The 25344-nt window shown below is 67.7% G+C and carries 23 protein-coding genes; 15 read left to right on the forward strand and 8 right to left on the reverse strand.

Annotated features, from left to right (window positions below; translation table 11 throughout):
- Positions 1-21: 21 nt before the first annotated feature.
- From infA to trxB, 4 genes are all read right to left on the reverse strand, one after another.
- A complete protein-coding gene (infA, locus tag C0R07_RS06860; protein WP_005409596.1) occupies positions 22-240 on the reverse strand; it encodes a translation initiation factor IF-1 in 219 nt (72 codons plus the stop codon).
- 86 nt (positions 241-326) lie between these two features.
- Positions 327-1076 (reverse strand): leucyl/phenylalanyl-tRNA--protein transferase, encoded by a 750-nt coding sequence (gene aat, locus C0R07_RS06865; RefSeq protein WP_102788474.1) that lies wholly within the window; start codon positions 1074-1076, stop codon positions 327-329.
- Complete coding sequence (locus tag C0R07_RS06870) at positions 1073-2200, reverse strand: GNAT family N-acetyltransferase (RefSeq protein ID WP_102788475.1); 1128 nt, start codon at positions 2198-2200, stop codon at positions 1073-1075. The genes aat and C0R07_RS06870 overlap by 4 nt, the downstream gene beginning before the upstream one ends.
- A 114-nt stretch (positions 2201-2314) precedes the next feature.
- Positions 2315-3277 (reverse strand): thioredoxin-disulfide reductase, encoded by a 963-nt coding sequence (trxB, locus tag C0R07_RS06875; RefSeq protein ID WP_102788476.1) that lies wholly within the window; start codon positions 3275-3277, stop codon positions 2315-2317.
- A 256-nt stretch (positions 3278-3533) separates the two neighbouring features.
- Between trxB and C0R07_RS06880 the strand changes: the two genes are divergently transcribed.
- The 6 genes from C0R07_RS06880 to C0R07_RS06905 all read left to right on the forward strand — a co-directional run bounded on the left by C0R07_RS06880 (position 3534) and on the right by C0R07_RS06905 (position 10877).
- Positions 3534-5891 (forward strand): DNA translocase FtsK, encoded by a 2358-nt coding sequence (locus tag C0R07_RS06880; RefSeq protein WP_046272445.1) that lies wholly within the window; start codon positions 3534-3536, stop codon positions 5889-5891.
- A 90-nt stretch (positions 5892-5981) separates the two neighbouring features.
- Positions 5982-7943: a DUF3857 domain-containing transglutaminase family protein gene (locus tag C0R07_RS06885; RefSeq protein WP_428991898.1), complete on the forward strand. Its 1962-nt coding sequence runs from the start codon at positions 5982-5984 to the stop codon at positions 7941-7943.
- 106 nt (positions 7944-8049) lie between these two features.
- Positions 8050-8688 (forward strand): outer membrane lipoprotein chaperone LolA, encoded by a 639-nt coding sequence (lolA, locus tag C0R07_RS06890; protein WP_070471577.1) that lies wholly within the window; start codon positions 8050-8052, stop codon positions 8686-8688.
- 121 nt (positions 8689-8809) lie between these two features.
- Positions 8810-10111, forward strand: a complete 1302-nt coding sequence (locus tag C0R07_RS06895; protein WP_254427790.1) for a replication-associated recombination protein A — start codon at positions 8810-8812, stop codon at positions 10109-10111.
- Entirely contained in the window at positions 10111-10509 is a 399-nt protein-coding gene (gene crcB, locus C0R07_RS06900) for a fluoride efflux transporter CrcB (protein WP_019184751.1), read from the forward strand. The genes C0R07_RS06895 and crcB overlap by 1 nt, the downstream gene beginning before the upstream one ends.
- Before the next feature lie 95 nt (positions 10510-10604).
- Positions 10605-10877: a hypothetical protein gene (locus C0R07_RS06905; protein WP_019184750.1), complete on the forward strand. Its 273-nt coding sequence runs from the start codon at positions 10605-10607 to the stop codon at positions 10875-10877.
- Positions 10878-10952: 75 nt separating this feature from the next.
- Here C0R07_RS06905 and C0R07_RS06910 read toward each other — a convergent pair whose 3' ends face one another.
- Complete coding sequence (locus C0R07_RS06910) at positions 10953-11855, reverse strand: LysR substrate-binding domain-containing protein (RefSeq protein ID WP_102788514.1); 903 nt, start codon at positions 11853-11855, stop codon at positions 10953-10955.
- 51 nt (positions 11856-11906) lie between these two features.
- Positions 11907-12902 (reverse strand): helix-turn-helix transcriptional regulator, encoded by a 996-nt coding sequence (locus C0R07_RS06915; protein WP_102788478.1) that lies wholly within the window; start codon positions 12900-12902, stop codon positions 11907-11909.
- Between the two features lie 114 nt (positions 12903-13016).
- Here C0R07_RS06915 and C0R07_RS06920 point away from each other — a divergent pair, with 114 nt between their 5' ends.
- Positions 13017-13622 (forward strand): glutathione S-transferase family protein, encoded by a 606-nt coding sequence (locus C0R07_RS06920; protein ID WP_102788515.1) that lies wholly within the window; start codon positions 13017-13019, stop codon positions 13620-13622.
- 111 nt (positions 13623-13733) lie between these two features.
- Positions 13734-15179 (forward strand): amidohydrolase family protein, encoded by a 1446-nt coding sequence (locus tag C0R07_RS06925; RefSeq protein ID WP_070471572.1) that lies wholly within the window; start codon positions 13734-13736, stop codon positions 15177-15179.
- An 89-nt stretch (positions 15180-15268) separates the two neighbouring features.
- Here the strand turns inward: C0R07_RS06925 and C0R07_RS06930 are convergent, their stop codons facing one another.
- Together C0R07_RS06930 and C0R07_RS06935 are read right to left on the reverse strand one after the other, a co-directional pair.
- A complete protein-coding gene (locus C0R07_RS06930) occupies positions 15269-17431 on the reverse strand; it encodes a glycoside hydrolase (protein ID WP_102788479.1) in 2163 nt (720 codons plus the stop codon).
- A gap of 186 nt (positions 17432-17617) precedes the next feature.
- A complete protein-coding gene (locus tag C0R07_RS06935) occupies positions 17618-18220 on the reverse strand; it encodes an NAD(P)H-dependent oxidoreductase (protein ID WP_102788480.1) in 603 nt (200 codons plus the stop codon).
- 119 nt (positions 18221-18339) lie between these two features.
- Here C0R07_RS06935 and C0R07_RS06940 point away from each other — a divergent pair, with 119 nt between their 5' ends.
- From C0R07_RS06940 to C0R07_RS06970, 7 genes are all read left to right on the forward strand, one after another.
- Entirely contained in the window at positions 18340-18900 is a 561-nt protein-coding gene (locus C0R07_RS06940; protein ID WP_254427791.1) for a TetR/AcrR family transcriptional regulator, read from the forward strand.
- 58 nt (positions 18901-18958) lie between these two features.
- A complete protein-coding gene (locus C0R07_RS06945) occupies positions 18959-19738 on the forward strand; it encodes a hypothetical protein (RefSeq protein WP_146027582.1) in 780 nt (259 codons plus the stop codon).
- A gap of 109 nt (positions 19739-19847) precedes the next feature.
- Positions 19848-20855, forward strand: coding sequence for an alpha/beta hydrolase (locus C0R07_RS06950; protein WP_102788483.1), 1008 nt, complete (start codon positions 19848-19850; stop codon positions 20853-20855).
- 121 nt (positions 20856-20976) lie between these two features.
- Positions 20977-22359: a YncE family protein gene (locus C0R07_RS06955; protein WP_046272436.1), complete on the forward strand. Its 1383-nt coding sequence runs from the start codon at positions 20977-20979 to the stop codon at positions 22357-22359.
- Positions 22360-22428: 69 nt separating this feature from the next.
- Complete coding sequence (locus tag C0R07_RS06960; RefSeq protein ID WP_052727467.1) at positions 22429-23463, forward strand: heme/hemin ABC transporter substrate-binding protein; 1035 nt, start codon at positions 22429-22431, stop codon at positions 23461-23463.
- A gap of 11 nt (positions 23464-23474) precedes the next feature.
- Positions 23475-24518, forward strand: coding sequence for a FecCD family ABC transporter permease (locus tag C0R07_RS06965; RefSeq protein ID WP_102788484.1), 1044 nt, complete (start codon positions 23475-23477; stop codon positions 24516-24518).
- Positions 24515-25282 (forward strand): heme ABC transporter ATP-binding protein, encoded by a 768-nt coding sequence (locus tag C0R07_RS06970; RefSeq protein WP_102788485.1) that lies wholly within the window; start codon positions 24515-24517, stop codon positions 25280-25282. The genes C0R07_RS06965 and C0R07_RS06970 overlap by 4 nt, the downstream gene beginning before the upstream one ends.
- The last annotated feature ends 62 nt before the right edge of the window (positions 25283-25344 follow it).

A 25344-nucleotide genomic window follows, 5' to 3' on the forward strand; every position in this document is an offset into this window, starting at 1 on the left:
CGGGAACAACCCCCGGACCGCTTATTTCATGCGGTAGGTGATGCGACCCTTGGTCAGGTCGTACGGGGTCATTTCGACCTTGACGCGGTCGCCCGTCAGGATGCGGATGTAGTTCTTGCGCATGCGGCCGGAGATGTGGGCGATGATTTCATGCCCATTTTCCAGTCGTACGCGGAAAGTGGTGTTCGGCAGCGTCTCGCTGACGGTGCCTTCGAACTCGATGGAGTCGTCTTTCGACATGTAGTCCTGTGCAGTTCTGTAACCGGCCGAGCTGGCCTGAAGAGCGGGCATTTTACGCGCGTCGGGCGTTTGATGCAAAGTTTTGGTTAAGGCCAGGCCCGCGTGGCCAGATCGGCAGCCGCCAGCGTCCCGAACAAATCCCGCCAATCGCCTGCGGGAGCTGGCTGTTGGACCTGTTCACGGACAAAGGCCAGGAAGCGTTGGCGTGGCCAGTGCTCGGCGCCCATGCGTAGCAGATGGTCATTTTCGACCTGTGCGTCGATCAGCGGCCAGCCCCAGCCGGCCAGCCGATGGGCCAATCCGGCCAGGGCAACCTTGGAGCCGCCGGTAGCCGCACTGAACATGCTCTCGCCAAAAAACATCCGGCCGATCGCTACGCCATAGATGCCGCCGACCAGTTGTCCGCCATCGAACACCTCCACCGAGTGCGCGAAGCCCAGCCGGTGCAGTTCGATGTAGGCATCGCGCATGTCGCGGGTGATCCAGGTGCCGTCCTGCCCCGGCCGCGGGCTGGCCGCGCAGGCATCGATCACCTGCGCAAAGCAGCTGTCGGCGCGCAGCGTCCATGTGCTCTGCCGCAGCGAGCGGCGGAAACGGCTGGACAGGTGCACGCCGTCGGTGCGGAACACCATCCGCGGGTCCGGAGACCACCACAGCAGCGGCTGGCCCTCGGAGAACCACGGGAAGATGCCGCCGGCATAGGCGTTGAGCAGGCGCACCGGCGAGAGGTCGCCACCGAGCGCGAGCAGGCCATCGGGATCGCGCAGGGCGGTCTCGGCGGGCGGGAACGGGGCGTCGGGCGCCTCGTCCAGCCGCCAGGGCAGGCGGCGCGTCATGCCGGGTCGCTCTTGAATGGGCTGTGCGCGGCCAGCACCTGCCGATAACGGGCAGTCTCGGCGCGCTCCTGCGCGCACCACGCAGCCAGTGCTTCGGCAAAGGCCGGTTCGGCGATCCAGTGCCGGCTGCGCACGGTGTGTGGCAGGAAGCCGCGCGCCAGCTTGTGCTCGCCCTGGGCGCCGGGCTCGAAGCGGGTGAGTCCCTCGCGCAGGCAGTAGGCGATGCCCTGGTAATAGCAGGTCTCGAAATGCAGGCCGGGCAGGGTGGCGCCGCCCCAGTAGCGCCCGTACAGGGTGTCCGCGCCGCGCAGGCACAGCGCGCCGGCGACCGGCGCTCCGTCGCGCATGGCCAGGAAGATCACCAGCGCGCGCGGCATCGTGCGGGCGAGATGCTGCAGGAATGGCAGCGTCAGGGCGGGCGAATTGCCGTACTCGGCGAAGGTCTGCAGGTAGAAGCCGTGCATGGCGCGCAGATCGCCATCGGTCGCCTCGTCGCCGTGCACGATGCGATACGTGACGCCGCTGCGGGCGAGCTTGGCGCGTTCCTGGCGGATGTTCTTGCGGTGCTTGTGGTCCATCGCACCGAGGAAGTCGTCGAGGGTCTGCCAGCCACCGTGGTTGTGCCACTGGAACTGGATGTCCTCGCGCAGCAGCCAGTCCGGGCTGAAGGCGGGGTCTTCCTCGGCGGGGTGGAAGTTGATGTGGGCCGAGGACCAGCCCAGGCGTGCCACTTCGCCCGCCAGCGATGCCAGCAGCGCGCCACGATCCTCCGTTGTGCCGGCAAGTAGACGCGGGCCGGTCACGGGCGAATACGGCACCGCGCCCAGCCACTTGGGGAAGTAGTCCAGCCCGTGCTGGGCGTACGCGTGCGCCCAGGCGTGATCGAACACGAACTCGCCGTGCGAGTTGTCCTTGAGATAACCCGGGATCGCCGCGACCAGGGTGTCCCCGTCCCACAGGGTGAAGTGGCGCGGCCGCCAGCCCCATTCGGGGCGCAGGCAACCGTGTTCTTCAAGGCCGGCGAGGAAGGCGTGCGACAGGAACGGGTTGCGGCCGTCGTGCAGGGCGTCCCAGGCGGCGGCGGGGACATCGGACAGGCGATGCAGGAAACGTGGATCGGGCATGGGCAGAGGATAGAGCAGGTGGGACGGGCGCAGGGCGGGCGGAACGTACCGGCCAGTAAAAAGGCCGGTGAATGATTCACCGGCCTTCGTGTGCTGCGCGATTCGGGCGTCAGATCAGCTCGCCTGACCCTTCGCATCCAGATAGCGCTCGGCATCCAGTGCGGCCATGCAGCCGAAGCCGGCCGAGGTGATCGCCTGACGGTAGTGCTGGTCGGCCACGTCGCCGGCGGCGAACACGCCTTCCACCGAGGTCTGGGTGGCGTTGCCGCCCAGGCCCGAGCGGATGTCCAGGTAGCCGTTGTTCATGGTCAGCTGGCCATCGAACAGGCTGGTGTTGGGGTGGTGGCCGATCGCCACGAAGAAGCCATGGGCCTCGATGTCACGGGTGCTGCCGTCCAGCGTGGACTTTACGCGCACACCGGTCACGCCGGCGTCGTTGCCCAGCACTTCGTCCACCTGGTGGTGCCACACGGTCTCGATCTTGCCGGCGGCGACCTTGGCGAACAGCTTGTCCTGCATGATCTTTTCCGCCTTGAGGGTGTCGCGGCGGTGGACCAGGTAGACCTTGCGGGCGATGTTGGACAGGTACAGGGCCTCTTCCACGGCGGTGTTGCCGCCGCCGACCACGACCACGTCCTGGTCACGGTAGAAGAAGCCGTCGCAGGTGGCGCAGGCGGACACGCCGCGGCCCTTGAAGGCCTCTTCGCTGGGGATGCCCAGGTACTTGGCGGTGGCGCCGGTGGCGATGATCAGGGCGTCGCAGGTGTACTCGGCGCTGTCGCCGATCAGCTTGAACGGGCGCTGGGAGACATCAGCGGTGTGGATGTGGTCGAAGATGACCTCGGTCTCGAAGCGCTCGGCATGCGCCTGCATGCGGGTCATCAGGTCCGGGCCCATCAGGCCGTGTGCATCTCCAGGCCAGTTGTCCACCTCGGTGGTGGTCATCAGCTGGCCGCCCTGCTGCAGGCCGGTGATCACGACGGGCTTGAGGTTGGCGCGCGCGGCGTAGACGGCGGCGGTCCAGCCGGCCGGGCCGGAACCAAGGATCAACAGGCGGGAGTGCTTGGAGTTGCTCATGTAAGCTCGCAATAGAAGGTAGGGCGGGAGTGCCGGCGCAGTGATTGCGCGGCATCCGAGCGAAGTCATAGAGTGGCGGCAGGGGCGGGGCGATTCAAGGCGCGCAGTGGAACGCGGCGACCCGCGCAGCACGACGCCCATTCCGGCGCCGGGGTTTTGACGCTGACCGTGCCGGCCAGCGGCCGGCACCTACCGGGGTGGGGTCCAGTCGTTTATTATCAAGCACTAACAGTGCATTCCCAAGGTGTGGTCTAAGGTGGCGAAACAGGTCCCGGAACGATCCAAGGCGTCCGACAGCAAGGCAGCGCCGCGCAAACCGGCCAGCGTGGACAACCCGCGCCGGCAGCGCCTGTGGCGCGACCTGGGCTTGATCGCGGTCGCCCCGGCGCTGCTGTATCTGGTCGCCAGTCTGTTCACCTATTCGGCCACCGACCCGGGCTGGTCGCATACCGGCAGCGTGGTCGCGCCGGTCCACAACATGGGTGGCCGCGCCGGTGCCTGGATCGCCGACGTGCTGCTGCAGCTGTTCGGCTACATGGCCTTCGTACTGCCGATCGTGCTGGGCGCACTGGCGTGGATCGCGATGTTCGGCCTCAAGCGCGAGGCCAAGGGCGAGCATGACCTGGACCCGGCCCTGCGCCTGGTCGGTCTGGTCGGCTTCCTGATCGCCGGTACCGGCTTCCTGCACCTGCGCCTGTTCGTCGCCGATGTGGCCCACGCCGGCGGCATCCTCGGCAAGCTGGTGGGCAGTTCGCTCAGCGTCGGTTTCGGCGCCCTGGGCGCGAATCTGTTCGTGCTGGTACTGCTGCTGGCGTCGATCACCCTGGCCACGGGCATCTCCTGGTTCGTGGTGATGGAGAAGATCGGCAACTGGGTGCTGGCGCTGCCGCCGCTGTTCAACAAGAAGAAAGAGCAGGCCACCGAGTGGCAGCAGACCCGCGCCATGCGCGAGGAGCGCCAGGAAGTGCGCAAGGTCGACGCCGAGGTCCGCGCCAAGCGCGAGCCGGTCAAGATCGAGCCGCGCCCGGAGCCGGTCCTCGAGAAAAGCGACCGGGCCAAGCGCGAGACCCAGATTCCGATGTTCCGTGGCGTCAATGGCGATGGCTCGGACGTGCCGCCGCTGGCGCTGCTGGATGATCCCAAGCCGCAGCCCAAGGGCTACGACGAGGGCACGCTGGAGACGCTCTCGCGCCAGATCGAGTTCAAGCTCAAGGATTTCCGCATCGATGCGCAGGTGGTCGGCGCCTATCCCGGCCCGGTGATCACCCGCTTCGAGATCGAACCCGCGCCGGGCATCAAGGTCAGCCAGATCAGTTCGCTGGACAAGGACATCGCCCGCGGCCTGTCGGTGAAGTCGGTGCGCGTGGTGGATGTGATCCCGGGCAAATCGGTGGTGGGTCTGGAGATCCCCAACGTCACCCGCGAGATGATCTACCTGTCCGAACTGCTGCGCTCCAAGGAATACGACAAGTCGGCCAGCGTGCTGACGCTGGCGCTGGGCAAGGACATCGCCGGCCGCCCGACCGTGGCCGACCTGGCGCGCATGCCTCACCTGCTGGTGGCCGGCACCACCGGCTCGGGCAAGTCGGTGGCGGTCAACGCGATGGTGCTGAGCCTGCTGTACAAGGCTTCGCCGAAAGACCTGCGGATGCTGATGATCGACCCGAAGATGCTCGAGCTGAGCGTCTACCAAGGCATCCCGCATCTGCTGGCGCCGGTGGTCACCGACATGAAGGAGGCCGCCAACGGCCTGCGCTGGTGCGTGGCCGAGATGGAACGCCGCTACAAGCTGATGAGCGCGGTGGGCGTGCGCAACCTGGCCGGCTTCAACAAGAAGGTCAAGGATGCCCAGGATGCCGGGCAGCCGATGATGGACCCGCTGTTCAAGCCCAATCCGGAACTTGGCGAGGCCCCGCGTCCGCTGGAGACACTGCCGTTCATCGTCATCTTCATCGACGAATTCGCCGACATGATGATGATCGTCGGCAAGAAGGTCGAAGAGCTGATCGCGCGGTTGGCGCAGAAGGCGCGTGCGGCCGGCATCCACCTGATCCTGGCCACGCAGCGCCCCTCGGTGGATGTGATCACCGGCCTGATCAAGGCCAACATCCCGACCCGCATCGGCTTCCAGGTCAGCTCCAAGATCGATTCGCGCACCATCCTCGACCAGTCCGGCGCGGAAACGCTGCTGGGCCACGGCGACATGCTGTATCTGCCGCCGGGCACGGCATTGCCGGACCGCGTGCACGGTGCGTTCGTCTCCGATGAGGAAGTGCACCGGGTGGTCGAACACCTCAAGGCCAGCGGCCCGACCGATTACATCACCGGCGTGCTGGACGAGGTGCAGATGATGGGCGATGGCGTGGTGGTCGGCCCCGGCGGACTGCCCGAGGCAGGCGGTGGTGGCGGCGACGAATCCGACCCGCTGTACGACGAAGCGCTGCGCATCGTCACCGAAACCCGCCGTGCCTCCATCTCCGGCGTGCAGCGTCGCCTGAAGATCGGCTACAACCGTGCTGCGCGCCTGATTGAAGCGATGGAGGCGGCTGGCGTGGTCAGCCCGCCCGAGCACAATGGCGACCGCAGCGTGCTGGCGCCGCCCCCGCCCAAGTAACGCCGGGCTCGGCCTGGCTGCATGGAACCCGGGCGCTGCCCGGGTGTTGCCGAGCACAAGGAACCTGCAATGAAGCCGATGATCTGGACGATGCTGGGCGCCATGACGCTTGCGCCGGCAGTGGCGTGGGCCGATGCCCAGCCCGTACCGGCACCCGCGACACCCGCGACACCCGTTGCACCGACCACCCCGGGCGGGCAGGGCGGCCCGGCCGCGGGCGCTGAAGCGCAGGCCAGCAACAACTTCAGTTTCGTACGCTATCGTGCCGACTACGTGGTGCGCCCCGATGCGGGCAACACCCAGACCGAAGAGTACGAGATCCTGCTCAAGACCAAATCGGCGGTCGAGCAGTTCAGCCAGGTGCGGCTGAGCTACAGCGAGAAAATGGAAACGCTGGAGGTGCTGCAGGCCTATACCCTGACCGCCGATGGCCAGCGCCGCGACGTGCCCGCCGACCGCATCTACACGCAGGAAAGCTACTCCAGCGCTGCCGCAGCGATGTATGCCGACCGCAAGGTGCGGGTGGTGGTGTTTCCGAACCTGGCGCCGGGCACGCGCGTGGTCTACCAGACCCGCCGGACCCAGAACACGCCGTACTTCCCCGGCTACTTCGGCCTTTGGGAAACCTTCAGCGTGTTCACGCCGTATGACGATGCGCGCGTGACCCTCACCGCCCCGGCCAGCCTGCCGATGCAGGTGGAGCAGCGGGGCGTGCGTGGCAGTGAGAAGCCCCGGATCCGCAATGGCCAGGCGAAGTGGGAGTGGACGTACCGCCGCAGTGAGCCGCTCAAGGCACAGAACTGGTCCGCCGCCGCCTGGGAGTACAGCCCGGGCATCATGGCCAGCACGTATCGTGACTGGTCGCAGGTGGCACAGGCCTATCAGCTCAAGGGTGGCGAGGCGGCCGCGGTCACCCCGCAGATCCAGGCGCTGGCGGACCAGCTCACCCGTGGCATCACCGACCGGCGCGAGCAGGCCGCCGTGCTGTACCGCTGGGTCGCCCAGAACATCCGCTACGTGGCGGTCTACCTGGGCAACGGTGGGCTGGAGCCGAACCCGGCGCAGAGCATCCTCGACAATCACTACGGCGACTGCAAAGACCATGTAGTGATCCTGGAGGCGCTGCTGGCTGCACGGGGCATCCAGAGCACCCCGGTGCTGATCGGCGCCGGTGGCGGGCCGACCCTGCCGACCATTCCGCTGCTGGGCCGCTTCAACCACGCGATCACCTATCTCCCCGAGTTCGACCTGTATCTGGACTCGACGACCTCCTACGCGCGCTTCGGCCAACTGCCCGACGCCGATCTCGGCGCACCGGTGCTGCACACCCGCCAGGCCGTGGTGGCGCGCACCCCCGCCAACGATGCCAGCCGCAACGGCACCGGGCTGGAGGCTGATTTCCGCTTCGACGCGGCTGGCAACCTGGTCGGCCAGACCCTGCAGCAGCCCAGCGGCGTGGCCGAGATCGGCATGCGGGCCGCCTTCGCACGGCTCAACGCACAGAACCGGGCGCGGGCGGAAGAATCGATCATGGCCGCCTCCGGTTTCGATGGCAGTGGCGCGCTCACCCTGCTCGGGGATCCGCAGGACCTGACCCGTCCGTTCAACTTCCGCTACGACTTCCAGGCCAGCGACTACGTCGATTTCGCGGTTCTCGGCGGCATGGTGCTGCCCGATGCGCCGGGCGGTGAGTCGTTCCGTGACCTGTACGCCAGCACCTCGGCGCCGGACAACGCTACGCCGTTCTACTGCAACGACAGTGTGCGCGAGGAGCGCTATCGGCTCACCTTCCCGGCCAGCGTGCCGATCGTGGCGATTCCGCGCAGCCAGCAGTTCGACAATGCGGGTGGGCAGTACACGGTGGAGTGGACGCGCGAAGGGCAGGTGGTCACCGCGCGCCACCGGCTGCATCAACGCGCCGTGCGCGGGGCGGACGCGCTCTGCCAGCCGCAGGACTACGCGGCGTTCCGCGAGCTGTACCAGCAGGTCCGGCGCGGCTTCCGCGGGCAGGTGGTGTACGGCGATCTGAAGACGGTGCAGGCCGGGCCATGAGTACGCTCGGCACACCCGCTTCCAGCGCATAATGCGTCCCTGATCGCCCATTCAGGATTGAATGGGCACACTGCCTCCCATCCTTCCCATTCGCCTGGATACCCGCATGCACACCACTTTCCGCCGCTCCCTGCTTGCTGCCACCCTGGTTGTCGCCAGTGTCGGTTCGGCGTCGGCCTGGGCGGGCGCCCGTGATGAGCTCAACCGTTTCACCCAGGGTCTGAAGGGCCTGGACGGGCAGTTCAGCCAGCAGGTGTTCGACAGCAAGGGCAAGGTCAAGGAAACCACCAGCGGCCGCGTTGCGTTGTCCGCGCCGCGCCTGTTCCGCTGGGAGTACATCAAGCCGCACGAACAGTTGATCGTGGCCGATGGCAAGAAGGTCTGGGTGTATGAGCCGGACCTGGAGCAGGCCAGCGTGCGCCCGCAGGGCCAGGAAGAGCAGAACAGCCCGCTGACCGCCCTGATCAATCCGGCGCTGCTGGACAAGCAGTACGACGTCAGCGAAGAGGCGGCCGTGCGTGATGGCCTGCAGTGGCTGGCGCTGAGCCCGAAGCGTGATACCGATACCGCCTTCCAGTACGCCGCACTGGGCTTCAATGGCCAGGGCCTGGCCCGCATGGAAGTCGTGGATGCGGTTGGCCAGCGCACGGTGATCAGCTTCACTGGCTGGAAACGCAACCCGAGCTTCGCCTCGGGCACCTTCAGCTTCACCCCGGCCAAGGGTGTGGACGTCATCGGCGAATGACGGTGTAGTGCCGGCCGCTGGCCGGCATGCCCGCTGCAATCTGCCGCGATACACTAGACACGTGGCCAGAAACCGAACGACTTTCAATGGGCCCGATCTGCTGACCGTGGATCGGGACAACATGCGTCCGCTCGCCGAGCGGATGCGCCCGCAGACGCTGGACGAGATGGTGGGCCAGAAGCGCCTGCTCGCCCCGGGCAGCGCGCTGCGCCGGGCGGTCGAGTCCGGCCATGTGCACTCGATGATCCTGTGGGGCCCGCCAGGCTGCGGCAAGACCACGCTGTCGCTGCTGCTGGCGCATTACGCCGATGCCGAGTTCCGCGCGATCTCCGCCGTGCTGTCCGGCCTGCCGGAGGTGCGCCAGGTGCTGGCCGAGGCCGCGCAGCGCTTCGTCGAGGGGCGCCGCACGGTGCTGTTCGTGGACGAGGTGCACCGCTTCAACAAGGCCCAGCAGGATGCGTTCCTGCCGCACATCGAGCGCGGCACGATCGTGTTCGTGGGCGCCACGACCGAAAACCCCTCGTTCGAACTGAACTCGGCGCTGCTGTCGCGCTGCCGCGTGCACGTGCTGGAGTCGGTGTCGCCAAGTGACATCGTCGAGGCGCTGGAACGTGCGCTGCAGGACACCGAGCGCGGTCTGGGCGCGGAGCATCTGCAGGTGGCACCCGAGGCATTGCTGGAGATCGCAACCGCAGCCGATGGTGACGTGCGCCGTGGGCTGACGCTGTTGGAGATCGCGGCCGAACTGGCCAGCGGCGACGGCGGGCGGATCAGTCCGGAGATGCTGGTGCAGGTGCTGGCCGATCGCACCCGTCGTTTCGACAAGGGCGGCGAGCAGTTCTACGACCAGATCTCGGCGCTGCACAAATCCGTGCGCAGCTCCAACCCCGATGCCGCGCTGTACTGGCTGACCCGCATGCTCGATGGCGGCTGCGATCCGTCGTACCTGGCAAGGCGCCTGACCCGGATGGCGATCGAGGACATCGGCCTGGCCGATCCGCGCGCGCAGTCGATGGCGCTGGAGGCGTGGGATATCTATGAGCGCCTGGGCAGTCCGGAAGGCGAGCTCGCCTTCGCACAGCTGGTCCTGTACCTGGCCAGCACCGCCAAATCGAACGCCGGGTATGCCGCGTTCAACAAGGCCAAACAGGAAGTGCGCGAGACCGGCACCCAGGAGGTGCCGTTGCACCTGCGCAACGCGCCGACCAAGCTGATGAAAGAGCTGGGTTACGGCAAGACCTACCAGTACGACCATGATGCCGACGGCGGGATCGCGCTGGACCAGACCGGCTTCCCCGATGCGATGGGCGAGCGCGTGTATTACGAGCCGGTGCCGCGCGGGCTGGAGATCAAGCTGAAGGAAAAGCTGGACCGCCTGCGTGCCGCGCGCGAACAGGCCCGTGCGGAGAAGGGCAGCGACTGATGGACGGCATCGGCGTCTGGTGGCAGCAGCTGGGCCTGGTGATGGCCGGCGGCGCACTGGGCGCCGCGCTGCGCTTCATGGTGGGCGATGCGATGCTGCGCCAGTTCGGCAATGGCTTTCCGTGGGGCACGCTGACGGTGAACCTGGCCGGTGCGTTCGTCGCCGGTTACGTGATGATCTGGCTGCAGAGTCGTGGCACGGCGGCGCTGTACTGGCGCGCGTTCCTGATCGTCGGGATCGTGGGCGGATTGACCACGTTCTCCTCGATGATGCTCGAATCGCTGGTGTTCACCCGCACCGATCGCAGCGTGATGGTGCCGCTGTATCTGGGCGTGAGCCTCGTTGGCGGGATGCTGCTGGTGTGGGCGGGCGCGCGTGTCGCAGAGGCGTGGCGCTGACGCTTGCGTCGCAAATGCAGAAATCCACGGAAAACGCTGGATTAAAGTGATGTCTCACGATATCGTGCGCGCCCCCGTTTGCATCCTCGTCCGTCATGCGCGATGAACAAGACCCCGGAACACTGGAACTGACGCTGCCGCGCAAGCGCGGCCGTCCGCCCACCTTCGGCTACGCGATGACCGATGCACAGCGCGCCGCCCGCTACCGGGCCCGCCGCGCCGGCCAGGCCGGCCACGCCGATGTGCGCAACTGCAGCGACATGGTGCTGCTGGACAAGATCCGCGCCTCGATCACCAGCAAGGACCCGGAACTGACCGGGTTCCTGGTGCACGTGCTCTGGCAGCGCTACCCGCTGCAGCTCAAGTAAGGGCGGCCTGCCACGCGTGATACAGCCTGACGTCGTGGTCGATCGACTGGTGCGTGATCCGGATCGACTGCATGCTCAGGCCGGCGTGACGTTCTTGCTGGCGCGCTCGTGGTTGAGGAGTTCGCCAAGGCGCATCGCCAGCATCTTGACCAGCGGGTCGGCGGTGGCGCGATGGAGCAGGGCGATCTCGAACGTATCGATCGGTGGCAGGCCCTGTTCGGCACCCAGCACGGTGTGCTCGCGGCTCAAGGCACGCGCCGGCAGCAGGCTGATGCCCATGCCATCGGCCACCGCGCCCTGGATCCCGCTCAGACTGGAACTGGTGAAGCTGATCCGCCAGCGGCGCCCGAGTGCTTCGATCGCGTCGATGATGTCGTCGCGGTAGAGTCCGCGCGGCGGAAAGGTGACCAGGGGCACCGGATCCAGCCCGATGCAGCCATTGCGGGCACTGTCGATCCAGACCATGGTCTCGGGCCAGCAGGCCACCGCAGCACGGCTGTGGCGACGCTGCTTGACCAGGATCAGGTCGAGTTCGCCGTGATCGTAGCCGTGGGCCAGGTCGCGGCTGAGGCCGCTGGTGACCTCCAGCTTCACCTGGGGATGTTCGCGGTTGAAGGCGCCAAGCAGCTGGGTGGTCGCGGCGCTGACAAAGTCCTCCGGTACGCCCAGCCGCACGGTGACGGCCACCGTGGTGCCGGCCAGGGCCTCCAGCAGCTGATCGTTGAGCGCCAGCAGTTGGCGCGCGTGACCCAGGACGATCTCGCCGGCATCGGTGGGATGCACATCACGGTTGCCGCGCACCAGCAGCGGATGGCCGGCCATGTCCTCCAGCCGGCGGATCTTCTGGCTGATGGTGGATTGGGTGGAATGCAGGCGGGCGGCCGCCGTGGTGAAGCTGGCGCAATCGGCCACCATCACCATGGCGCGCAACAGGTCCAGGTCGAACAGGGCCCGATTCGGTTTTTCACTGGCAGTCATGGCGCCATTGTGAAGCGCAATGACCACGGCCGCCATGGCCATGCCCGGTGGCTACACGTCCTCGGGCGTCGGCACGACGGCGGCGACGCCTGGGGTCAGGCTGCGCGCCACCCGCTCGCCAGCCGCACGTAGCCGGTCGATCAGTGCGGGTGGCCCCAGCACCTCGAACTCCAGGTCCATGGCCAGCAGCCAATAGATCACCGAGCCCATCGGGTTGGCGCCACAGCGCAGCAGGCAGCGCTGGTCATCCACACCCTCCAGTACCCCGGCCGACGCAGGGATGCGCTGGCGCAGGGCAGCCAGGGGTGCGTGCAGGATGATCCGCGCCTCATCGGGGTACTGCCCGAGCGAGAGCGAGCGGGCCACCCACTGGCGCAGGTCGCCGTCGCCGGGGCCGGCGCGGGGCGCGAAATGCGCGCCCACCACGGGCGTACTGGTGATCCGGTCGATGCGGAAGGTGCGCCAGTCGTCGCGTGCGGGGTCCCAGGCAACCAGATACCAGCGCCGATCGGTGTGCACCACGCCTTGTGGCTCCACCTGGCGAGAACTCGGCTGACCTGTGCGGTCGATGTACTCGAAGGCCAGTTGCAGTTGGTCGCGGCAGGCAGCGGCCAGGGCGGTCAGCCGACCGGCATCGACCAACGGTCCGATCTGATCGGTGGGCAGGATCGCTGAGCGCAGTGCCTCCAGACGGGGCCGCAGGCGCGGTGGCATCGCCTGTTCAATCTTGACCAGCGCGGTGATCGCGGTCTGCTCGATCCCGCTGATGGTGCCGGCCATCGCCGTGCGCAGCGCGATTGCGGCCGCCAGCGCTTCATCGTCGTCCAGCAGCAGCGGTGGCAGGGCCCGGCCCGGGCGGAACGCGTAGCCGCCGGCGACACCGGTGCTGGCGTGGATGGGATAGCCCAGCTGGCGCAGCCGGTCGATGTCGCGGCGGAGCGTGCGTGGATGGATGCCCATGCGCTCGGCCAGCATGCCGCCGCCCCAATGCGGGCGCGATTGCAGCAGGGACAGCAGGCTCAGCAGGCGGGCGGAGGCGGTCAGCATCAGGAAAGCGTAGCAGCCATTGCGGGCGGGTTCTGTCCGCAAGGGTGGCTAGCCTTGGGGCCACGGTGCAGGACCGCTTTGGTCGCACCCCTGACCACCCTCAAGGAGTTCCAGATGTCCCTCGTCTTCTATTGGCACCCGATGTCCAGCGCCACCCCGATCGCCTGCGCCCTGGCCGAACTGGCTGTCCCTCATGAGCGGGTCAGGATCGACATCCGCGCCGGCGAGCAGCGCACGGCCGACTACCTGGCCATCAATCCCAACGGCAAGGTGCCGTGCCTGGTGGTGGATGGCACGCCGATGTTCGAAGCCCTGGCGATCCACCTGTGGCTGGGCGAGCACCACGGCGTGGCCAAGGGGCTCTGGCCGCAGGACGGTACACCGGCGCGGCTGGAGGCGATGTCGTGGTGCACGTGGGCATATGTCACCTATGGCGCGGTGATCGGGCGTGTGTGGCTGGCCACCACGGACGATGCGCTGCGCCATGCCGACCATGCCGCAGCTGGCATCCGCGCGGCCAATGAACTACTGGACGTGCTGGAGGCGCGCCTGTCGCAGCAGCCATGGATGTTGGGTGAGGCCTACTCGCTGGTAGATCTCGTGGTGGGCAAGGTGGTCGGCTACGGGACCTTCGTGGGCGCTGCCGTGGACGCGCACCCGGCCGTGGCGGCGTGGCTGGGACAGCTGCAGGCACGGCCGGTGATGCAGGGCGAGATGTGAAGCAGCATGCTCATCTGGAATGCACATGACGCGCATTCCAAAATTTAACTGGTGAATGGACCGGGCCCGACCGTAAGGTGGCCCGGTTCTCCATTTTCCGGTGCATTGCCCATGTCCCTGCGTCTTGCCCTTCCGGTGCTGCTTGCACTGGCCCCTTCCGCATTCGCGGCCGAGCAGGCCGACCTGATGATCCGGCATGCGACCGTGGTCGATGTGGAGCATGCCTCCACCGTGCCGGACCAGACCGTCGTGGTACGCGGCCAGGACATCGTGGCGATGGGCAGTGATCGTGCGATGCGCAAGGCGTGGAAGGCCCGCGAGGAGGTCAACGGCAAGGGGCGCTATCTGATCCCGGGCCTGTGGGACATGCACGTGCATTTCGGGGGCGGCCCGGAGCTCATTGAGGAGAACAAGGCGCTGCTGCCGCTGTACATCGCCCATGGCATCACGACCATCCGCGACGCCTCCGGCGATCTGCCCGACCAGGTGCTGCAGTGGCGCGGCGAGATCGCCAGCGGCCGGTTGGCCGGCCCGCAGTTGTTCACCTCGGGTGCCAAGATCGAAGGCATCAAGCCGGTCTGGAAGGGCACCATCGAAGTCGGCTCGCAGGCGGACCTGGATGCGGCGTTCGTGCGCTTGAAGCGCGACCGCGTCGACTTCGTCAAGATCACCGACAGCACCCTGACCCCGGAATTGTTCCTGGCGGCCGTGCGCGGTGCACGCGCCAACGGTCTGCGTGCATCCGGGCATATTCCGATGGCATTGACCGTGCAGCAGGCGGTCGATGCGGGCATCAGCTCGATCGAACACCTGGACTACGCCTACAAGGCGGGCGTCAACGATGAAGCCGCGATCGCCGCGGACTTCGGCGCCAAGCGCATCGATCGCGCGCAGGCCAACGCGCGCTTGGATGCGGGCTTTGACCGTGACACCGCCATGGCCGCCTATCGTGGTTTCGCGGCCAAAGGCGTGTTCGTGACGCCGACCCTCAATGGCGGGCGCATTCTGGACTTCCTGGACCAGGACGACCATCGCAACGATCCCTACCTGGCCTACATCGGCCCGAAGCTGCAGGCCACCTACGCCTGGCGCGTCGAGCGCGCGGCAAAGGCGACCCCGGCGCAGATCGACGCGCGGCACCAGGAGTACCACCAGGTCGCCGCGGTGCTGCCGATGCTGCAGCAGGCCGGCGTGACGATCATGGCCGGTACCGATGCGGGCTTCCTCAACTCGTTCAACTATCCCGGTATCGGCCTGCATGACGAGCTGTCGCTGTTCGTCAAGGAAGGGCTGACCCCGGCGCAGGCCCTGTCCGCGGCCACGCGCGCGGGCCCGGCCTGGTTCGGCACCCTGGATCGTTACGGTGCGGTCGCGCCCGGCAAGGCGGCCGACCTGGTGTTGCTGGAGCGCAATCCACTGGAGGATATCGAGGCCACGCGCGGCATCCAGTACGTCGTGCTGCGCGGCCAGGGCTATGACCGCACGGCGCTGGATGCGCTGTTGACGCAGACCAGGGCCAAGGTCGCTGCGTGGAAGGCGGAAGCGGCGAAGGAGTGACGCCTTGGCGCGCTCACCGGAGCGGTGGGCGCGCACACGTCCGGGGGGGGGGCAGGTCCGCGGGCGCACAGGTCGGGTGGCGTGCCGGCCTACGGCCCCGCCGGCGAAATGAACTCCAGCGTACGGCCGTCTGCCAGGCGGGCGGTCGCGCTGCGCGCCGGAAGCGGACGGTCATCCACCTGTCGTGGTTGATCGGAGAAATTCGCCACGATCACGCTGCCATCGGCAAATGTGGTCTGCTGCACCTGCCCGGCGGCATCGCGCCAGCGGAAGTCGGTCAGTGCCTGGTCGAACAAGTGCTCATGCACGGGACGGAAGAACGCGTCCAGCTGGCGCAGGTAGGCGATCCGTGACGGGGCGGTCGCCACGCTGAGGTTGAGCAGGGGTGGTACGTTGTACAGCTGCTGCAGCAGCTCGGTGGTGCTGCGGCTCTCGCGGAACTTGAGGCTGTCCAGGGTCCAGTGATGGGTGCTGACCACGCTGTCGTGGAAGGCTGCCTGCAGCAAGGGCAGGCGACGGGCCGGATTGAAGTAGAGCTGCTGGTAGCGGGGCTTGAGCCGGCTCTGTTTGAAGAAGAAGGCAGGCTGGTGCTCCGGCGCCCACGCCCCGAGGTAGTACGGCGAGTCGCGCTCGCGGCGCATCTGCGGATCGCGCCAGCCGAACCCGGCGGTCTGCGCGCCGTGCGCGAAGACGATATGCCGGTTGACCACGGCCGAGCCGACTTCCGAGCCGACCACCAGTGCCTGGGTATCGGCCAGCCAGGCGAGGGCCGCGTTGCGGTTGGCCGCATCCTGCGCCTGCGGGGTGGGCTTGGCCGGGTCGCTGTCATCGAACAGCATGCCGGTCGCTGCGACATCCAGGAACCAGCTGTTGTAGGGCGTGGTGGCGCGCAGGTCCCGCACCCGACGTTCCATCAATGGCCGGATACAGGCTGCGTTGGTATACACCCCGCTGCCCTGGAACCCTTTGATCCGCTGGCCATCGGGTTTCATGATTCCGCAGCGCTCGAACGCGTCCTGGCCGAGCTGGGCCGACAGCCAGGACGGATTGTCGTTGCCGTCGGGCAGGGCGGTGTCATAGGAATCGTACGGCGCCACCAGGTAGCCGGCCTGTACGCCTGCTTCCACGCCGCCCGGGCTCGCCCAGCCCGCCGTCCAGTCCGGTAGTCCCAGCCACAGGCGCGGCAGGCCCGCGGCCTGCAGGGCGCGGATCATCTGCGGCGACGCGCTGTCGCCCCGCAACGCCTCGGGCTGCAGCGCCGTGCCCAAGGTTGCATCCAGCTGGTGCCGGCGCTGCTGCATGGCCTGGGCGGTGTCACCGGGAAACTGTTCCGCCAGCGCGGCATTGATCGCGGCCACCAACACCTGTTGCACATAGGGGCCGCTGCGTGCGGCCGCCAACGCCTCCAACGCCTCGTCATCCTTCTGGATCCACGCGCGTGGCAGCAGCGCCTTCAGCGTCGCCCAGTCGCGCACGTCCTGTTCCACCAGCAGGCGGTCACCCCACAGATACAGGTGGCTGGCACCGATGAGCTTCTCACCGTCCGGCAACGCGGCGAGTTTGTCCTTCAGCGGCACGAAGCCGCCCTGCGCCTGCAGCCACGCCCGGTAGCGTTTGGCCGGCGCCAGCCAATCCGGCGCATCCAGGCTGACGATGACGGTATACGGCTCAGACACGTTGAGCGCATTGAAGTGGTGCTCGGCGGCGACCGCGACGCCTGGCCCATCGGCGCTGAAGTGAACGGTGTTGTTGAAGGGTGTCGCGAACAGGATCGACAGCACGCGATCCGGCCACGCCAGGCCGATCACGGGCAGGGTAAGGTCTTCGGTGGTGTTGATCTCGCCGTAGGCATCAAGCAGTTCATCCCGCCAGACGGTGTCATCGGCGGGAAGGTAGTAGCCCTCGTGCAGCGGCAGCAACAGGGCGTGCGGACCGGCGGGCAGTCGCGGCCAGTGCACGCTGCCCTCGGTGGTCCGGTTGAAGTGCATCTGCAGCGTATCGCCGACCAGCTCGGCCCGTACCTGCGTTGCATCGCCCCATTGCCATCGACCGGTAGCGGCGGTCTGCTTCAGCGCCGACACCGTGCCGGCGTCGCCCGCCGAAGAGATGCGGGTGGTGGTGCCGTCGGACTGGGTGGCGGTCACCGCCAGCGTTGCAGGATCGATCTCGACGCGCCACGCCGGGTTGGTCAAGGTCAGGGCGTGGCTTTGCGTTGCGGGCAGCAACAGCAACAGAACAAGGAAGTACTTCATGCAGGGTCCGGGCGAAGGTGGCGTGCGGGGCGAGGCGGTCGCCGGAGAGTAAAGCGCCGGCGGTCGCCGGCGCCTGCCGCACGTCACAGTTGATGCGCGAGGTGCTGTCGCGATTCATGAAGCGTGCGGCGCGTCATGCTCGTGTCGGTCCTTCAGCCACGTCGCATTGCGTGCTGTCTTCTCCGCTCACCGCGCTGCCGTCGCTGCCGTTGCGATCCGCTCGCCCAGCGCGAACGCACTGTGCAGGTGGGCCTGAGCATCACCCGTGTCGGTCTCCAGCAGCAGCGTGGACGAGAGCACCGGCGCGCCGCAGTAATCGAAGATGCCGGTGTCGATCTGGGTCTTCATAGCCTCGGTGTAGCCGCGCTTGTGCCAGGTGCGCGCATCGGCGCCCCCCAGTACGACCAGATGGACGGACAGGCGCCCCAGTTTCTTGAGCACGCCCTGGCCGCTGCTGTCGTCATAGGCCCAGCCGCCCGTGAAGACGCGGTCGATCCAGCCCTTCATCAGCGCCGGCATGCTCCACCAGTAAACGGGAAACACCAGCACGAGTGCGTCGGCGCGGTCCAGGCGGGCCTGTTCGGCCAGTACATCGGCCGGGAACGCGCTCAGGCGGTGGTGGCCGTCCAGGTCGTGCCGGGTGTAGCGGGGGTCGAAGCCCTCGGCATGGAGGTCGGCCAGTTCCACGGTCGCGCCGGGGGCGGTGGATAGGCCGTCCGCGATGCGGCGGGCGACGGCCTGGGTCAGGGCGTCGGGATGGGGGTGAGAGGTGACGATCAGGGTGTGCATGCGCGTCCAAGGGGAGGAGGTTGTATACTTTCGGTAAGTTACGAACTGTAAGTTACGATTGGTATATAGCGATGTCAAGCCCGCTCGACTCTGCCGTTCCGGTGGCGCCTCGCCGCCGCATGACCCGCGACGATCGCCTGCGCCAGTTGCTGGAGGAAGCGTGGCGGCTGGTGCGCGAGGAAGGCACCGACGCGCTGACCCTGGGGCGATTGGCCGAGCAGGCCGGGGTGACCAAGCCGGTGGTGTATGACCATTTCGGTACGCGGGCCGGTCTGCTCGCGGCGCTGTACCAGGATTTCGATGCGCGCCAGGGCGTGGTGATGGAAGCGCGCTTTGCAGACAGCGGTCCGACGCTCGCCGAGAAGGCGCAGGTCATTGCCGATGCCTACGTCGCCTGCGTCATGAAGCAGGGGCGTGAGATTCCCGGCGTGATCGCGGCGTTGGCCGGTTCGCCCGAACTGGCACGGATCAAGCGCGAGTACGACGTCGTGTTTCTCGAGCAGTGCGGCGCGCTGCTGTCACCGTTCGCACCCTCCGGCGTGCTGGCCCAGGCGGGATTGTGGGGCATGCTGGGCGCGGCCGAAGGGCTCTCCTATGCCGCCACCACGGGCGATATCACCGCGCAGCAGGCCGTGCAGGAGCTGGCGGCGACGATCGCCGCGATGGTGGCGCGTAGCTGAGCGCTTTGCGCGGTGCAGGGCCATGGGCGTGCGAGTGAGCGATGGCCGGACGCGTATGATGTCCCGCCCTCTTGGACTGGATGCCATGCGCGTTTTCCTGCCTGTGCTTGTACTTGCTGCCGCGATCGGCGCAGCGCTGCCCGCTGCTGCCATGACGATCTCGTTGAACGAGCGTCTGAAGGCGGCGTCGCGTATCGAGGTGAACCAGGTGCCGCCGAGCGGTGCGTCATTGCTGGCCCATGTGCAGCAGTTCCGCAACGGCGACAGCCTGATCAGTCTGGGCGAAGGCGAGGGCACGCCGGTGGTGCTGACGCTGTGCAACGGCAAGGCGCATTTCAATCTGGAGGCAAACTGGCCAGGTGCGCCCGAGGCGAAGACGCAGGAAGAGAAGCAGATGCGTGCGTACGGGATGTACATGGCGGTGATGGGCGGCATGGCGATGGTGCAGGCGGCCGCGGGCGATGCGCTGGTACTGCCTGCCGCAGGACAGACCGCCACCGTGCAGCACGAAACGCCGTGGGCCTATGGCAAGGAGCACTACACGGTGGCGATGACCAGTGCGACCAGTGGCGAGCTGCGGATCAGGGCCACCAAGACCGGGACGACCGCCAAGGCGCCCTCCGGCGCGGATGACGTAATCAGTACCGATGACGACCAGGCCGCGCGGCTGGCCGAGCTGGAGCCGGTGGGTACCTGGCGGGAGCTGGTGATCGGCTCGGCGCCGATGGCGGCGTCGCTGCCGGACAGCTTCCCGCTGAAGGGCTGGATGTCCGTCGCCGGCAAGGGCGGTGCAACGGTGGGCGCGGCGCGCAAGGCGTCGGGCGATTGCGCGCGCTGAGCCCGTGCATGGCGAGCGCGATGGCAGGGCGCTCTGCGCAACGTCAGTGATACCCATTCTCATTTGAGTTACACTGGCGGGATAGCACTGTCTCTCGCTTCGGGTTGTCATGATCGTTTCCTCCTCCCTGATCTCTTCCGTATCGCCATGGCTGCGCACGTTGGGCGTGGCCACCGCCATCGGCATGGCGGCGTTGTCGCCCGCGGCGGCGCAGCAGCGCAATCCCGAACAGAAGATTGGCGAGACGGTGTTGGACCAGCCGGCGCAGAGCTATCGCTTTGAACATTTCGTGCTGGACAGCCCCGACAAGGCCCGCCGCTGGCGCGTGAACATCGGTGTCCCGGCCAAGGCGGCCGCTACGCCCGCCCCGGTGCTGTACATGCTGGATGGCAATGCCGCGGCGATGGTGCTGGACCAGGCCATGCTGGCCGACCTGGCCGCGCACGCCGCGCCGGTGCTGGTGTTCATCGGTTACGACAACGACCTGCGCATCGATTCCCCCGCCCGTACCCGCGATTACACCGCATGGATCGACACCGCCGACGATGAGAACGGCACGTCGCAGTCCAGCGGTGGCGGCGCATATGCGTTTCTGGATCTGATCGAGCGCCGGATCAAGCCGGAAGTGCAGCGCCGCGCGAGCATCGATCTGCAGCAGCAGTCGCTGTGGGGCCATTCGCTCGGCGGTCTGTTCGTGGTCAGTACGCTGTATACCCGGCCGGCCGCCTTCCAGCATTACGTGTCGGCCAGCCCGTCACTGTGGTGGAGCCAGGGCGCACCGCTGGGCGACATGGAACGCCAGTTCATCGCCAACAACCAGAGCCAGCCGGCGCAGGTGACGGTGATGCTCGGCGGTGACGAGCGCACGGGCAACCGCGGTGTGCGCGACATGACCAATCCGCGCGTGGTCGCGCACCTGCGCCGCATCGGCGGCGCGACCCCGGATGCCGCGCAGCAGCTGGCCAGCCGGTTGGCGAAAGTGCCCGGCCTGACGGTGCAGTACCGCGAGTTCCCCGGCCTTGGCCATGGGCCGATGCTGCCGGCCTCGCTCAAGGCCACGCTGAGCCAGCTGTACGGCATCGCCGATCGCAGCGGCACGCCCGCGCCGGCGCCCTGATTTTTCGATACCCAGGCAGTTCCGTGGCCTTGTGCCACCGCCGCAACGGACCGCGGCCACGCCAAGGCAAGCACTGTGACAACGCGCCAACCGGCGCGCCCCCAACAGAAGGAGTCTGCTGATGTACACCCTGAAATCCCTCCCGCGTGTCGCCACCCTGGCCCTCGCGCTGTCCCTGGCCAGCCCGTCGCTGTTCGCCCAGCCTGTTTTCGATGCCCCGGCCAACGGCTTCCGTGGTGAAGTGGTCAGCCGCGGCCAGAACGTGGTGCCGGGCAGCGATGCCGAGGTGATCGGCCGTCAGTTCGTGCCGGGCCAGCAGGTCACCCTGCTGCGTGGCGAGACGGTGCTCAATGCCACCCCGTACGTGGTCGATGCCGAGGGCAACTTCAAGGGCAAGGTAGCGATTCCCTCCGATGCGGTGCCCGGCCAGCAGCCGGTGATCGTGCGTGCCAGCCAGCCGTCCGCGGCGACGGTGTTGTCGCTGCGCGTTTCGCCGAACCTGCCGCTGAGCGGCCAGCAGAACTTCAACCAGACCTCGGCCAAGCTGGTCCAGGGGCTGTATCAGTCCGCGTACAGCGCGGCCAGCAACGCGGTGTTCGTCACTGCCGCCGTCGGTCGCCCGCCGGTGACCCAGTCGCAGCTGCTCAAGCTGGACCCGAAGAGCCTGAAGGTCACCGCCAGGATCACCCCGGCTGAAGTTCCGGGTGGCAAGGGCGGTGCGGTGTTCGCGGTGTATGGCGTGGGCGTGGATGATGCCAACGGCAACGTGTGGGTCACCAACACCCGCCAGGACACCGTGGCCGTGTATCGCCAGAAGGATCTGTCGCTGGTGCGCCAGTTCGATGTCGGCGCCGTACCGCATGCCCGCGACATCGTGGTCGATGGACGTCATGGCAAGGTGTTCGCCTCGGCCGCCGGCGAGGATCATCTCTCGGTGTTCGATGCCCGCACCCTGCAGCCGCTGGAGCCGATCACCCTGGCCTCGGGCGTGGACGACAAGAAGTTCGTCCCGATGAGCCTGGTGCTGGATGAAGCGTCCGGCAAGCTGTTCACCGTCAGCATCGGCACGCCCGAAGCGGCCGTGATCGACACCACCACCGGCAAGGTGGAGAAGGTGATCGATCTGGGCAACTCGATCAGCGCCTCCGGCGTTGCCTATGATGCCGCGGCGGGTCGCCTGTACGTGGCCTCGCAGGGCACCGACAACCTGTTGATCGTCGATGTCGCCAGCGGCAAGGTGCTGCACGACGTGCCGGTCGGCGCGGGTGCGCTGAACGTGGCGTTCGAGCCGGTCTCCAAGCTGGCCTACGTGACCAATCGCGGTGCCGGCACGGTGACGGTGGTCGATGGCAACGGCAAGGTGGTCGGCAACCTGGATGGCGGCACCTTCCCGAACCATGTGCGTGAGGATGGCAAGGGCAACGTCTTTGCCGTCAACAAGTCGCGTGATGCCCAGGACCCCAAGGGCGACCGCATCACCCGCATCAGCACCCGCGCGAACTGAGTTCAGCGCACTGCGTTGCTTTGACGGCGGGGCGGACAGCCCCGCCGTTCTGATTGAAGAGGAACTGCCATGAAGTCCAATGATGTCCGCCGCAGCCTGCTGGCCCTGTCCCTGGTCGCGGTGATCGCCGGTTGCTCGAAAGAGCCCGCCGCCCCTGCCGCCGACGCCGCTGCGGCACCCGTCGCGCAGTCCGCCGAAGCACTGCCGGAGGGTTGGCAGCGCGTGGTGGGCGTGGACGTGCCGGACATCGAGGGCGCCACCCAGCAGTTGCCGGCGCAGGTCACCTCCGACGATGGCGTGGCCACGACGGTGACCGATACCTCGAAGATCATCGCCGGTGGGGATGACATCATCGCCGTGCTCGAAGCCCTTGGCCTGGATGATCAGGTGTACGCCGCGCCGCTGCGCTCGGCCACCGAGTCCGGCCGCAAGGCCCCCAAACAATTCCTGTTCAACCGCACCACCGGCGTGGAAGGCGTGTTGAGCCTGCAGGGCACCCTGTTCCTGGGCAACAGCCTGCGTCGCCATTCCGATCTGGCCGCCAAGCTGCGTGGCGCGGGCGAGGCGGCGGTGATCGTCGACGATCTGCAGCCGGCGGCCGACAAGGTGCGCAAGGTCGCCGCGGCGGTCGGCATGGCCGAGCAGGGTGAAGCGCTGGCCTCGAAGGTGCAGTCTCAGCTGGATGCGGCCAAGGCGAGTGGTGCCGCGCTGGCGTGGCATCCGCGCGTGATCCATGTTTCCGCGACCGGTGCCGGCGGGGCGCCGACGGTGGCCGGCTCGGACAGCGCCTCGGGCAAGCTGATCACGCTGGCCGGTGGCATCAACATCGGCGATGAAGCCGGCGTGGCCAACTATTCCGCATTGAGCAATGAAGGCGTGGTGGCAGCAGCGCCCGACGTGATCCTGGTGACCGAGAACGATCTGGCCCTGTTCGGTGGCCAGGCGGGCCTGTGGCGCGCGTACCCGACGCTGCGCCAGACGCCGGCCGGCGCGGCCAACCGCGTGTGGGTGATGCCGGATGTGGAACTGAAATCGGCCAGCGTCGCTTCCGGCAGTGGCGCGGTCGCGCTGGCGGCCGCCTTCGCCACGGTGCCGCGCCCGTGAGGGCGTAAGGCATGGTGGTGTCGAGTCCTGCGCGTCGCCGTGGCGCGACGGTGTTGATCTGGGCCGCGGTCGGTCTGCTGATCGCGGTGATCGCATCCTTTGCGGTGGGTCCGTTGCGGCTCCCACCGATGGAGGTGCTGCAGGCGATCGGGGTGAAGCTGGGGCTGGTCGATCCGGCCAGCGTCAGCACCCGCGATCTGGCCGTGGTGTGGCAGCTGCGGATTCCGCGTGCCTTGCTGGGCGCGATGGTGGGCGCCGCACTGGCGATGGCCGGTGCGAGCCTGCAGGGCCTGTTCGGTAATCCGCTGGCCGACCCCGGCATTGTCGGTGTGACCCAGGGCGCTGCGCTGGGTGCGGTCTCGGCCATCGTGCTGGGTGCCGGTGCTTTCGGCGCCTGGACGTTGCCGCTGGCGGCGTTTGCCGGTGCCGGTGGCGCGATCACGCTGACCTACCTGCTGGCACGGCCGGGGCAGGGCAGCGGCACGGCGACCTTGCTGCTGGTCGGCATCGCGATCGCCGCGTTCTGCTCGGCCGTGATCGGCTTCCTGACCTATATCGCCAGCGAGAGCGAACTGCAGTCGCTGGTGTTCTGGCAGATGGGCTCGCTGGCCCAGGCCGACTGGATGGATGTGATCGCGGTGGCGCCGGTGTTCGTGATCGGCACGATCGCCCTGTTGCGCCTGGCGACGCCACTGGACATGCTCGCCCTCGGTGAGCGCCAGGCCCAGCACCTGGGCCTGGATGTAAAACGCACCCGGCTCAAGCTGATTGCCTTCAGTGCATTGCTGGTGGGCGCTGCGGTCGCCTTCGCCGGCTCGATCGGTTTCGTGGGCCTGGTCGTGCCGCACGTGGTACGTCTGCTGGTCGGTCCGGGCCATCGCTGGCTGCTGCCGGTCTCGGCCGTGGCCGGTGCCCTGCTGATCGTGGTCGCCGATACCGCCGCGCGCACGCTCGATCCGCCATCGGAGATTCCGCTGGGGCTGTTCTCGGCCGCGCTCGGCGCGCCGTTCTTCCTGTGGCTGGTGATGCGCCAGCGCCACCGGAGCGGTTCATGAGCGGGCTGTTGCAGCTGCGGTCGGTGCAGCTCAGCCGCGGCGCGCGGCGCATCCTGGATGACATCACGCTGGACTTCCTGCCCGGCTCGGTGACGGCACTGGTCGGTCCCAACGGTGCGGGCAAATCGACGCTGCTGGCGGTGGCGGCAGGTGATCTGGCGGCCGAGCAGGGTGAGGTGCTGCTGCAGGGGCAGCCGTTGGCCGCGTGGAAGGCCAAAGCGCTGGCCCGCGAGCGCGCGGTGATGCCGCAGGAGCATGCGGTCCGTTTTGCCTTCCGTGTGCACGAAGTGGTCGCGATGGGGCGCCTGCCGCATCCGCCGGACCCGGTGAAAGACGCAGCCTGCATCGCCGACGCGCTGGCGCGTGCGGACCTGCACGCCTTGATCGAGCGTGAGGTGGAGCATCTGTCCGGTGGCGAGGCGGCGCGGACGACCTTCGCCCGCGTGCTGACCCAGGACACGCCGGTGCTGCTGTTGGATGAACCCACCGCCGCACTGGATCTGCGCCATCAGGAACGCACGCTGCGCGCGGTCCGTGAACTGGCCGATACCGGCGCCTGCGTGATCGTGGTGCTGCACGATCTGAATCTGGCCGCCGCCTATGCCGACCGGATCGTGCTGCTGGAACAGGGCCGCGTGGCGGCCGATGGCACACCGACCGAGGTGCTGACCCGTGAGCATATCGAGCGGGTCTACCAGCAACCGGTGCTGGTGCTGCGTCACCCGCAGCGTGATGTCCCGCTGGTCGTGGTGACCGATCCCTAGCGCCGGGTATTTCTCCCGGCGCGTTGAAGGTGTGACGGGCGCCGGCCAGCGGCCGGCACTAC

Origin of the sequence: Stenotrophomonas bentonitica (assembly GCF_002887735.1) — a bacterium.
GTDB classification, from domain to species: Bacteria; Pseudomonadota; Gammaproteobacteria; order Xanthomonadales; family Xanthomonadaceae; genus Stenotrophomonas; species Stenotrophomonas bentonitica_A.